The 11,564-nt window shown below is 67.7% G+C and carries 8 protein-coding genes; 2 read left to right on the top strand and 6 right to left on the bottom strand.

Annotation, left to right across the window (positions count from 1 at the left end):
* Positions 1–76: 76 nt before the first annotated feature.
* Positions 77–811: an MCP four helix bundle domain-containing protein gene (locus QZ755_RS04070; protein WP_294320016.1), complete on the bottom strand. Its 735-nt coding sequence runs from the start codon at positions 809–811 to the stop codon at positions 77–79.
* A gap of 352 nt (positions 812–1,163) precedes the next feature.
* Here QZ755_RS04070 and QZ755_RS04075 point away from each other — a divergent pair, with 352 nt between their 5' ends.
* Positions 1,164–2,093, top strand: a complete 930-nt coding sequence (locus QZ755_RS04075) for a DUF808 domain-containing protein (RefSeq protein WP_294320018.1) — start codon at positions 1,164–1,166, stop codon at positions 2,091–2,093.
* A gap of 12 nt (positions 2,094–2,105) precedes the next feature.
* Here QZ755_RS04075 and QZ755_RS04080 read toward each other — a convergent pair whose 3' ends face one another.
* The 3 genes from QZ755_RS04080 to dacB form a co-directional block, all read right to left on the bottom strand.
* Positions 2,106–3,272 carry a serine hydrolase domain-containing protein gene (locus QZ755_RS04080; protein WP_294320020.1) on the bottom strand — a complete coding sequence of 389 codons (1,167 nt, stop codon included), beginning with the start codon at positions 3,270–3,272 and terminating at the stop codon, positions 2,106–2,108.
* 164 nt (positions 3,273–3,436) lie between these two features.
* Positions 3,437–6,451: a TonB-dependent receptor gene (locus QZ755_RS04085; protein ID WP_294320021.1), complete on the bottom strand. Its 3,015-nt coding sequence runs from the start codon at positions 6,449–6,451 to the stop codon at positions 3,437–3,439.
* A 166-nt stretch (positions 6,452–6,617) separates the two neighbouring features.
* A complete protein-coding gene (gene dacB, locus QZ755_RS04090; RefSeq protein ID WP_294320023.1) occupies positions 6,618–8,021 on the bottom strand; it encodes a D-alanyl-D-alanine carboxypeptidase/D-alanyl-D-alanine-endopeptidase in 1,404 nt (467 codons plus the stop codon).
* Positions 8,022–8,095: 74 nt separating this feature from the next.
* On the opposite strand from dacB, the gene QZ755_RS04095 reads away from it, so the two are divergent.
* Positions 8,096–9,931 carry an amidohydrolase family protein gene (locus tag QZ755_RS04095; protein ID WP_294320026.1) on the top strand — a complete coding sequence of 612 codons (1,836 nt, stop codon included), beginning with the start codon at positions 8,096–8,098 and terminating at the stop codon, positions 9,929–9,931.
* On the opposite strand, the gene fucP is transcribed toward QZ755_RS04095, so the two are convergent.
* Entirely contained in the window at positions 9,922–11,220 is a 1,299-nt protein-coding gene (gene fucP / locus QZ755_RS04100; protein ID WP_294320028.1) for an L-fucose:H+ symporter permease, read from the bottom strand. The two genes, QZ755_RS04095 and fucP, sit on opposite strands and share 10 nt — an antisense overlap.
* Positions 11,217–11,564, bottom strand: a 348-nt coding sequence (locus QZ755_RS04105) for an L-rhamnose mutarotase (RefSeq protein WP_366509157.1), incomplete at its 5' end; no start/stop codon positions are given. The genes fucP and QZ755_RS04105, both read right to left, overlap by 4 nt.

Below are 11,564 nucleotides of genomic sequence, written 5' to 3' on the forward strand. Positions count from 1 at the left end.
GCGGGTGTGTGGTCGACCGTCAGGTCGCCCTGCGCGATCGTGTCGGCCAGCGTGGCCGACGTGCGCAGCGCGGCGGTCATGCGATTGACGGTATCGACCAGATCCTTGATCTCGTCGTTGCTGGTGAGGTTACCTCGTTGTCGAGATCGCCGATCGCCACCGCGTCCAGCGCAACGCTGACCCGCTTCAGACCGCGCGACACGGTCAGGCTGATCCAGATCGCGCCGAAGACGGCGATGACAAAGGCGACGATGGCAACGGTCAGCAGCGTCGTCCGCGACGTGGCGTACAGCACATCGCCCCCGGCATCGGCGGCCTTCATCTCACCGCGCTGGCGCGTGACCATCGCGTCGACCAGATCGCCCATCCTGTCCGATGCGGCCCGCGCCGCACCCAGCGAAATCCGACCTGCCTCCAGATTCTTGTTTTCCAGGGCCAGTGCCACGGCCTGATCGGCAGCTGCCTTGTAGCTGTTCCACTCGGCGCGGACCTGTGCGTATTGCGCGCGGTCGGTGTCGTCGGCGAGAGGCGGCGGCGTGGCGATCAGATCGTCGGCACGGGCGCGCTGACGGCGCATGATGTTCAATTGCGACCGCAACATCGCCGGATCATCGGTTATCGCGAGACTCTTTTCTGCAAGAGCCGCCGACGTCGATGCGTCGTTGAACTGCTGGATACGATCGAGCGCAGTGACCGGGTCGTCGACCATCTCGCTCATCGCATCGTTGATGCTACCCAATTGGGTGATGCCATAGCCGACGACACCCGCCAGCAATATCAAGACGACAGCAAAGGTCGCCCCCAGTTTCATCTTGATCGTCGCTCGCATTATCCCGTTCCCCCCAAGAAATCGGTGGCGCTGCGCAGTCTGGTCGATGCGCAATGGGGTTGGGTTGCGGGCGGGACCTTAAGATCACCTTTGCGGACTGTTAACTTCGCACGAATGAGTATGAATGGTGCGGATACAAATCGTCTGCGTTGCTTGGACAATCCGGAGACAAGATATTCGTATACGCATGACATGGCGACAAAAATTCGGGTTTGTCCGGCGCGTGGCAGCGGAGAATAGCGTTAACGGACGTTTTGCGGCATCCGACGCTTTTCATGGAATTGTGGCGTTTCGGCCGCTACCGATCGGCGCGAACGGCTTTGGGGGACAGGCGATGGCTGGTGGATTGGTTGCGTTGCTCGACGATATCGCGGCGATCGCGAAGCTCGCGGCGGCATCGCTCGACGACGTAAGCGCGGCCGCGGGACGTGCCGGGGCCAAGGCGGCGGGCGTCGTGATCGACGATGCGGCGGTCACCCCGCGCTATGTCGTCGGCCTGTCGCCGGCGCGCGAGCTGCCGATCATCGGCAAGATCGCGCTGGGGTCGCTGCGTAACAAGCTGCTGATCCTGTTGCCGGCCTTGCTGATTCTGAAGTTCTTCGCACCCTGGGCGGTCACCCCGATCCTGATGGCGGGCGGCGCGTTCCTGTGCTTCGAGGGTGCCGAAAAGATCCTCGCCCCGCTGTTCGGCGGCCATCATGCCGAGGAAGCCGCGACGATCACCGACCCGGCCGAGCTGGAGCGTACGCAGGTCAGCGGTGCGATCCGCACCGACATGATCCTGTCGGCCGAGATCATGATCATCGCGCTGAACGAACTTCCGGCGCTGTCGATCTGGATGCAGGGGATCGCATTGGCGGTGGTCGGGATCGCGATCACGATCGGGGTGTACGGCGTCGTCGCGCTGATCGTGAAGATGGACGATATCGGCCTCGCGCTCGCCCGCCGGTCCAGCGCGCTGGCGCAGACCATCGGTCGTGGTCTGGTCCGGGCGATGCCGAAGGTGCTGAAGGCGCTGGCGCTGATCGGCACGGCGGCGATGCTGTGGGTCGGCGGACAGATCATCCTGCACGGGATGGAGGAGTTCGGCTTCGCGACGCTTCCGCACCTCGTCCACGACACCGCGCATCATGTCGGACAGGCCGTGCCGGGCCTGGGCGGCGTGCTGGAATGGATCGTCAATGCGGCCGGTGCGGCGGTGTTCGGCGTCCTGATCGGTGCGGTCATCGCCGGGGTGCTGCACGTCCTGCCGAAGAAGCATTGAGGGGCGGGGGACCTACCGCCCCCGCGCCAGCCGATCCTCAGTCGGGGTGAATGCCGACCGCGCCGATGGCTCCACCGCCACGTCGGTCGCGAAATAGGCGACGCCGGTTCCGGCCTTCAGATCGACCCACAGCCCCGACCGCAGACCATAGGCATCGCCCGCATGGCCCAGCCGCTGCCGGCCGTCACCGAACGGATCGTCGCGGCATCCCGCGACCGGCGTGGCGAGGAACGTCACGGTCAGCCCGTAGCGGCACATAAATCCACCCTGCTTCGCCCCGGTCGTCGCATCGCTGCCGGTGTCGCCATTGGTCCCATCCCACGTCCATAGCGGCGTGGTCAGCGTCGCGAAGGCGCGGGGCGACAGCAGCCGTCCGCGATCGGTCCGCCCCTGCCGCAGCAGCATCCGCCCGACCACCGCCAGCCCGCGTGCCGAAATGCGCAGGCCACCCTGCGGCGAGAACATCGCCCCGTTCCTGCCCGTGCGCCACTGCGACAGGTCGCACGATCCGTCGCGCGCCGGTTCGACCGGACAGGCGGGCGGGCGGCCGTGATGATCGTCCTTGGTCGGTTTGCCACCGCGATACTGCACCACCGCGCGGGCGGCGAATTCCGGCCGGCAACTCGCCCAATTGTAGCAAGCGGCGATCCCCAGCGGCCGGAACACCAGCCGGTCCATAGCCCGGTCGAACCGCTCGCCCGTCGCGCGTTCGACCACGCTGGCGACGATGGGGAAGTTCAGATTGGCATAGGCGAACCAGCTCCCCGGCGCATGGGCGGCATCCCATGCCTTCGCATCGGCCAGCACCGGTGCCAGTTCGGCATCCAGCGGCAGAACATAGTCCACCCCGTCAACGATCCCCGCCCGGTGCGACAGCAACAGCCGCAGCGTAATCGGCACATCGGGGAAACTCGGGTGCCGCAGCCGCCACCCCAGCATCCGCGACACATCGGCATCGAGGTCGAGCTTGCCCGCATCGACCAGCCGCAGCACCGCGATGGCGGTCACCAGTTTGGAAATGGAGGCGACGCGCACCGGATCGTCCGGTGTGACGGGACGGTTGGCGGCAATGTCGGCAAGGCCGCGCGCCGCGACCGCCGTCTCGCCGTGCCGGTCGAACGCGATCCGCACCTCGGCAACCGGCTGTGCCGTTGCGGCGGCGAGGAGGGCGGCAATCATCTACGACCCTCTGCCAAATCCGTTCGCTTCGGGCGCAGGTTCGAGCCTGTCGAGAACCGAAGTCGAGAAGGGGTCGCCCCCAAAGGGGCGTTCTCGACCGACGCTTCTCGACGAGCTTGAAGCTGTTCGAACCGAACGGGCAGGGGAGGCAAGACAGGTTGGCCCTAGAACTTCACATCTGCCTGCACGGTGAATGCCCGTCCGCGCGGATCGGCGACGCGCGGTTCCCATGCGCCGCCCGACCCGGTGTTCGAATCATAGGTAATGGCGAACGGCGGATCGACGTCGAACAGGTTCTTGACCCCCAGCGTCAGGCGCGTCGCCTTGTTGCCCAGATTCAGGAAGCTGACCGCGAGGTTGTAGGTGACATAGGGCTTCACATATTCGTTGAAGTCCGGCCGTGTCACCGTGCCCGCCAGGATGCCGGGCAGCGCCTGGTTCTTGTACCCGTCGCGATATTGCTGGGTCAGCGCGATCGTCACCGCCTCGTTGGTATAGCTGACGAACGCATTATGCTTCCACCTGAGGCCCAGGTCGCCGGCAAAGCTGAACACGCCGATCAGGCTGGGGCCATAGGGCGAATTCTGGGTCAGCTTCTCGCGCTTCTTGAGCAGATAGGTGCCGTCGATCCCGGCCAGGAAGCTCCCGCCGAACGCGTCCACCCCGCCACGTGCGGTGAGTTCGAGGCCCTGCGTCCGCCGCGCGCCGGCGTTGATCCAGGTGCGATCGATGGCGATCAACTGGTCGCCGGCGTTGATGTCGCGAATGAACCGGTCGGAGAACAGTGCGGCGTTGTCGATCAGCTCGCGTTCGGTCAGCAGCTGGATCGTGTCGTCGACATTGATCGCCCAGAAATCGACCGAGGCGCTGAACTTCGGCGCCGGCTGTATCACGATGCCCGCGCTGAACATCTTTGCGCTTTCGGGGCCGAGGTTGGGATTGCCGCCGGTCAGGATGTTGGGCTGCACCGCCTGGCACGCGGGCGTGGTCGTGTTGGGAATACCGCCGGGACAGCGCACCGGATCGGCGAGGTCGCGACCCGAATAGGGCGATTCGGTGATGCCGTTGAAAATCTGGTTGAACGTCGGCACGCGGAACCCGGTGCTGAACGATCCGCGGAACATCAGCGGTTCCCAGGGACGGTACTTCACCGACACCTTCGGGTTCGTGCTGGTGCCGAAATCGCCATAATCATCGATGCGCAGCGCGCCGGTCAGTTCGAACCCGCGGAACAGCGGCAGCAGCACTTCGGTATAGGCCGCCTTCACCTGCCGGTTCTTGGCACGCAATGCGTTCACATTGTCGAATGCCGCAAGGAAGATGACTGGTGCCGATGCGGCGGCGGCGGCCGATCCGTTGAAGCTGTAGGATTCGCTGCGGAAATCGATCCCGGCCGCCAGCTGCGCCTTGCCGCCGGGCAGGCGGAACAGAGGGCCGGCGATCGAGTAATCGATCTGCTTCACCTCGTACCGCCCGCCGTACAGCGTCGCCCCCTCGGCCGATACCGCCGCCAATCCGGCAAGCGCCGCCTCGCTCTGGTTGATCGAGAAGGGGTTGAGGATGCCGCTGTTGAGCAGTCCGGCAAGGCCCGGCCCGCTGGCCCCCGGCGCGGTCGGAGCGGTGGCATCATAGGCGCCGCTGCTGAGCGTGCCGCGATAATAATAGCCGCTGCCCAGCACCGAGCTGGATTCGCTCTTCGCGTACGAACCGCCTGCGCGATAATCCCAACCCTCCCACAACGGCCCTTCGGCGGCGAGGGTGACGCGGATCGTCTTGGTATCGGTTTCGTATTCCCGCGGGCCGCAGGCGATACAACGCCAGCGGAAGCCGATCGGCTTGCCGTAATTGGCGGCGACCGCCGGGAACGTCCCCCGGATCGCGTTGTACACCGCGTTATAGGTCGGCGCGGTCAGGCTGTTGAGCGGATAGGCGACCTGGAAATTGGTCGTGTTGCTCGACACCTGTGCGTTGGAGAACAGCTTGGCCGAATTGGCGTTCGACCCGGTGACCTCCAGCGAGATCTGGTGATCCTCCGCCATGCGAGCGACCGCGCGGGCAAGGTAGGTCAGCGTCTTGATCGGCTGTTGGATCACCGCCGCGCGGCCAGTGTCCCAGGCGCAGGCATAGCGCGCCGACACGTTGTTCCACAGCGCATCGTCATACGCCATGCCGCCGTCCATCGATTCGCAGCCGGCACCGCCCGGCAGGTCGAGGATGTTGATCCCGCCGCTCGCCGCCGTGGTCGTGCCGGGGATGACGAGGCCGGAGAGGACCTGCGCGGTCGCCGTACCGCCCAGCAGCGTGCCGTTCGGGAAGAAGGCGGTCGAGCGGTTGAGCGGGAACGCGGTGGCGATCGGCGTGCCGCGTGTGTCGACCGACAGGCCGCGGTTCGGCTGGTTGCCGTTCACGAAGTCGCGGTTCGAACCGAACAGGATGTTGTTCCAGCGATAGGCGACCGCGCCCATCACGTTGAACCCCTGATCGTCGAGGTCGCCGAAGCCGGCGATGGCCGACACGCGGTAGATCGCGCCGTCACCCTGTTCGGTGATGTCGCTCGCGCCCATCACGCCGACGCCCTTGTAATCGGTGCGGGTGATGAAGTTGATGACGCCGCCGATCGCGTCGGTGCCGTAAATGGCGGAGGCGCCGTCCTTCAGTACTTCGACCCGTTCGATCGCGGCGAACGGGATCTGGTTCACATCGACCGCCGCCCCCGACAGGCCGTGCGCGGCGACGCGGCGGCTGTTGAGCAGCACGAGTGTCGCCGCCGCGCCCTGACCGCGCAAGTTGGCCGCCGACAGCCCGTTGGTCCCGCGCTGCGCACCGGTGGTGACGTCGGCATTGGACGCGAGGTTGTCGGCGCCCGACCCGTTGCTGGTCAGCAGGCTGATGAGCTGTTCGGGGCTGGCGATCGCGTTGCGTTCGATCTCGGCATTGCTGATGATCTGCAGCGGGAGCGAGCTGTTGTTCGGATCGCGCTTGATCCGCGAACCCGTCACCAGGATTTCGCCGTCATCCGCCTTCGATGCCGGGGTCGTCTGTACCGCGACGCCGGTCGGGGTGGCCGCCTCTGCCGTCGTCACCCCTTCGCTCACCGTCTGCGCGCCCGCCGTACCCGCCGCCATCATCGCGGCGAACAGCGATCCGCCCACCAGCATCATTGCCTTGCCAGCCCGCATCGTCTTGCCCCCAAGCCTGCGCCGCCCTTTTCCCCGTGAGCGGCTATCGGCAACATTAAGCAACAAAAGCGTTGCCCGGCGGAAGGGGGCTTTCAGCGAGTTTTCACGGAACCGTAGCGTTCCGGTAACACTCACCCAAATTTGATGGGTGCGCCATAACGTAGGGCTATAGCGCGGCGGCGGCGGCCAGCAGCGCGGCGTCCATCGCCGGGGTCGCCGATGTGCCGTCGGGATTGTCGTTGGCATAGAGGGCGAAGGTCAGCACCTGTCCGCTCGCCGCCGTCATCGTGCCGGCGAGCGCCGATACGCCGCTGAGGGTGCCCGTCTTGGCGTGAACCTTTCCGGCGAGCGGCGTGTCGCGGAACCGCCGCGACAGCGTGCCGTCGACCCCGCCGACCGGCAGCGTCGCGATCCACCGCGCGCCCCAGGGCTGCGCCTGCGCCCAGGTCAGAAGCGTCACCATCGCGCGAGGGGTGACGCGGTTGTAGGTCGACATGCCCGACCCGTCGGACAGGTCCCATGCGGTACGCGGCACGCCGGCCGACGCCATCATCGTCTCGACCCGCTGCAACCCGTCGCCGATCGATCCGCCGCCGCTCAAGCGGCCGACCCGGCGCAGCAGCAGTTCGGCGTGCAGGTTCTGGCTGGCCTTGTTGGTGATCGCGACATCCTCGATCAGGGGCGCGGGCTGCAGGCGTGCCAGCATGGCCGGTTGCGCGCCATTTTCGACGAGCGCGCCGTCTTCTTCCGCGCGGTGCGGCCGGTGGCGGGCACCGACGGTCCCGGTCACCCGGACCCCGCGTTCGCGCAGCAGCTTGGCCAGCGTCCACGCCGCATGATGTGCCGCGTCCTCGACGCCGGTCCGTACCGTCGTACCCGGTCCGGGGGCGACCGTGCCCGACAGGCGCAGCACGTCGCTGCCCGGCATCCGGTCAAACGACACGCTATTGGTCGTGCCGACCCGGACGCGGTTGTCGATGCGGTAATAGGTCGATCCGCCGACCACCGCGCGGTCGCCGTCCGCAATGACGGTCAACGCCAGTTCGTTATCGTCCAGCGTCAGCGCGGAGGCGGCGGTGCCATAGCGTCCGGCCATGTTGTTCCACCCCATGCCCGGCGACCAGCGCTGGTCGGGGAAGCGGGTGTCGTCGCCGATCACATCGCCCACCACCCGCGTCTTCGCCGCCACCGCATCGGCCAGCGTCGCGAGGCAGTCGACCCGGCAGTCCGCCGCGCTCGACAGTCGTGCGTCGCCCGCACCGACCAGTATGACGTCGCGCCCTTCCATCCGTACGCCCGCACCGCCATCGTCGGCGGCGTCGAGCGGAAGATTGGCAAAGGTCGCCAGCGTCGTGAAGATCTTGGTATTCGAGGCGGGTACGAAGCGTCGGTCGGGTTCGATCGCGACCTGTTCTACACCGGCGGCATCGCGCACCACCATGCCGAAGCGGGTGCCCGCCGGTGCCTTGGCCAGCGCCGCGCGTACCGCCGCCTCGACTGCCGGATCGGGCGCGGCCGCCACCAGCATTGCGCCCGCCGCCCCGATGATTATCGCTTTTATCGTCTGCATGGGCACCATCCTACGCCGTGCCCGTGCCTGTGCAACCGTTGGACGCGGGCGGTATAGTCGGTACATATGGAGCCATGCTCCACCGCCTCCTGTTCGCGCTGCTGCCCCTGCTGCTGATCGCCGCCGACCGGCCGGCCGAGCGCGTGGAGGCGGTGCTGATCCGGGGGGCACGGGTGTTCGACGGGACCGGCACAGCGGCGGTGCCGGGCGACGTGCTGGTCGTCGGCGACCGGATCGCCGCGGTCGGTCCGCACCTGAAGCGACCGCGCGGGGGCCGGGTGATCGACGCGCGCGGGCTGACGTTGCTGCCCGGCCTGCACGACCTGCACACCCATTTGCGCGCGTCGGGCTATGGCAGTCCCGACGATCTGGGGAAGGCATGGGCCTCGCACCTCGCCAACGGGATCACCAGCGCCAACGACTTTTCGCTGTCGGGCGAGATGCTCGAGCCGATCCGCGCCATCGCCGCCGATAGGAGCATCCCGACGCCGCGCCTGAACCTCGCCATCCGGCTGGGCGTGCCGGGCGGACATGGCACCGAATATGGCTGGGGCAGCTTCTTCACCCTGACCGCGACCACCCCGCGCGCCGCGCATGTCGCGATGAAGACCGCGCTGTCGTACAAGCCCGACGTCATCAAGGTGTTTGCCGATGGCTGGCGCTATGGCCGCTCGCCCGACCTTGCCAGCATGAACGTGCCGACGCTGGCGGCGATCGTCGCCGATGCCCATGCAGCGGGGCTGCCGGTCATCACCCACACGGTGACGCTGGCGGGTGCGAAGATCGCCGCCGCTGCCGGGGTCGATGCGCTGGGCCACGGCGTCGGCGACGCTGCCGTGGATGCCGAACTGATCGCGCTGATGCGGGCGAAGAACGTTGCCTATGTCCCGACCCTGGTGGTGTACGAGCCGCAGCAGGATCGGACGTTCGTGTCGATGGAATGGCGGCATCTGGCCGCACCGGAACGGGCGGCGGAGGCGGCGCGGATGGCGCGCCCGGCCGAAGCGATCCCGGCGCTGGAATCGAAGCGCTGGGCGATCATGCAGGCCAATGTCCGCGCGCTGCACGCGGCGGGCATCCGCATCGGGGTCGGTACCGATGCCGGGATCGGTGGGGTCTATCACGGGTCGAGCGCGGTGCGCGAGACAAGGCTGCTTAGCCGACTGGGGCTGACGCCGGCCGAGGCGCTGGTCGCGGCGACCGGCGGGGCGGCGGACATCCTGCGCCGGCGCGACCATGGCCGGATCGCGGTCGGGCAGCGGGCCGACCTGTTGCTGGTCGGCGGCCGGCCGGATGTGGCGATCGACGACCTGCACGATGTTCGCCGGGTGTTCGTCGCCGGGCAGGAGATGCCGCTGAACGCGCTTCGGCAGCGGATCGATTCATCCGAGGCGACGCCGATGCCGGTCCATGCGATGGCCGGGCCGATCGATACCGGCGCGCGGGGTGACGGGCGGACCGATCTCGACACCCTGCCCGTCGAAAGCACCGAGCCGGGGACCGACCACAGCCGGCTCGACATCGTGCGTCCCGATCGCCCGCACGACCCGCACCTGTTCGCCGTCGCGCGGCTGGGGGCGGCGGATCGGCCGTTCGCCGCTCTGGTGCTGCCGTTGACGAAGGGGGCGATCGACCTTGCCGATGCGCGGGGCTTTACCGGCATCGCGTTCGAGGCGCGCGGGGTCGGGCGTTATGGCGTGGCGTTCGATGTCTATGGTGCGCGCGGGACGGGGCGGGCGTTTTTCGATGCAACGGGCGAGCGCCGCGAAATCCGCCTGCCGTTCAGCGCCTTTGCCAGCGGCGACACCCCGCTCGACGCCACCGCCTTACGCAGCGTCGCGTTTCGCCTGACCGGCGATCCGGGCGGGCGGGCGTGGTTGGAACTGGCGAAGGTCCGCTTCTACCGCTGAACGGCGCTCCGGACGGTCAGGGCAAAGGCCAGCACCATCGCGAACGACACGCAGGGTACCAGCATCGCGGTCTGGATCGACACCATGCCGTGGCTGAGCCAGCCCATCAGCGGCGGGAACACCGCCCCGCCGATCACCGCCATCACGATCAGGGGCGCCCCGAGCGGCGCGCGGGGGCCGAGGTCGCGGACGCCGAGCGAGAAGATCGTCGGGAACATGATCGACATGAAGAAGCTGCTGAACATCAGCGCATAGATCGCGGTCGTGCCGTGGCCGAGCGCGGCGACCAGCATCAGCGCGATATTGGCGATGGCGAACCCCGCCAGCAACCGGGTCGCGACGATGCGATGCATCAGGATCGTGCCGATCAATCGCCCGGCGAGGAACAGCGCGAGGCTGATCGACAGCAGGTAGGCCGCCTGTCGTTCGGGCGTCGCGGGGCTGATCGTCTTCACCACGTCGATGAAGAAGCTCCACACCCCGACCTGCGCACCGACATAGAAGAATTGCGCGACCACCGCCCAACGCAGCGCGGGGACGCCCAGCACCGACCGCAGCCCCTGCAGCGTGTTGCCGCCCGTTTCACGCGGGACCTCGGGCAGGCGGACGATGGCGACGGCGATGGCGATCAGCACGACGATGCCGGCCAGCGCCAGATAGGGCAGCTGCACCATCTGTGCCTCCGCCGCGCGATAGGCGGCGCGGGCGGCCGGAGCCATCGCGTCGAGCTGAGCGCGGTCATACTCTACGCCCGAAAAGATGAACTTCGCGCCGATGATGGGCGCGATGGCGCCGCCGAGGCCGTTGAACGCCTGCGCCAGATTGAGCCGCTGTTCGGCACGCGCCGGATCGCCGAACGCGACGATATAGGGATTGGCGGCGGTTTCGAGGAACGCCGCGCCCGAGGCGATGACGAACAGCGCGCCGAGGAACGCGGCATATTCGCGCAGCTCCGCCGCCGGATAGAAGAGGAGCGCCCCGACCGCGTAGAAGGCGAGGCCGGCAAGGATGCCCGCGCGATAGCCGAAGCGGCGCAGCACCAGCCCGGCGGGCAGCGCCATGACGAAATAGCCGATGTAGAAGGCGAACTGCACCAGCCCGGCCTGCGCCCGGTTCAGGTCGAGCGCCTTTTGAAACTGGCGGATCAGCAGGTCGTTGAAGTTGTTGGCGATCGCCCAGAGGAAGAACAGGCTGACGACGACCGCGAAGCCGGCGGCAAAGCCCGGCGTGACAAAGCGGCCGCCGGTGCCAGCCGGGGTGGAGCGGGGCGGGGCGCCGGGGGCGATCATGGATGGTCGCTCAAGGCAAAGATCGGGGTCATCGGCGTCCAGCGGCTGCCATCGGGGGCGCCGGGCAGCGCACGCTGGAAATGACCCATGCGCGCCTCCCACGCCGCGACTTCGGGGTCGGCGGCGTCGGCATCGGCCTTTGCGTCGGGATCGAAATCGGGGGCGACGGTCATCGTCATCACCAGTCGCGTGCCGTGGCGGAAAATCTGCATCTCCTGCACCCCCGACGCCCGGATCGCGGCCAGCACCGGTGCGGGCACGTTGCCGGGCACATGCCAGCGTTCATACTCGGCGATCGCCGCCGCATCGTCCACCAGGTCGAGGGTCAGGACGCGGATCATGCG

The organism is uncultured Sphingomonas sp. (assembly GCF_913776855.1).
In the GTDB taxonomy this organism is placed as follows: Bacteria; Pseudomonadota; Alphaproteobacteria; order Sphingomonadales; family Sphingomonadaceae; genus Sphingomonas.

Coding starts and splice junctions, on each gene's coding strand:
- QZ755_RS04070 (WP_294320016.1), bottom strand. CDS start 811: ATGAAACTGGGGGCGACCTTTGCTGTCGTCTTGATATTGCTGGCGGGT.
- QZ755_RS04075 (WP_294320018.1), top strand. CDS start 1,164: ATGGCTGGTGGATTGGTTGCGTTGCTCGACGATATCGCGGCGATCGCG.
- QZ755_RS04080 (WP_294320020.1), bottom strand. CDS start 3,272: ATGATTGCCGCCCTCCTCGCCGCCGCAACGGCACAGCCGGTTGCCGAG.
- QZ755_RS04085 (WP_294320021.1), bottom strand. CDS start 6,451: ATGCGGGCTGGCAAGGCAATGATGCTGGTGGGCGGATCGCTGTTCGCC.
- dacB (WP_294320023.1), bottom strand. CDS start 8,021: ATGCAGACGATAAAAGCGATAATCATCGGGGCGGCGGGCGCAATGCTG.
- QZ755_RS04095 (WP_294320026.1), top strand. CDS start 8,096: ATGCTCCACCGCCTCCTGTTCGCGCTGCTGCCCCTGCTGCTGATCGCC.
- fucP (WP_294320028.1), bottom strand. CDS start 11,220: ATGATCGCCCCCGGCGCCCCGCCCCGCTCCACCCCGGCTGGCACCGGC.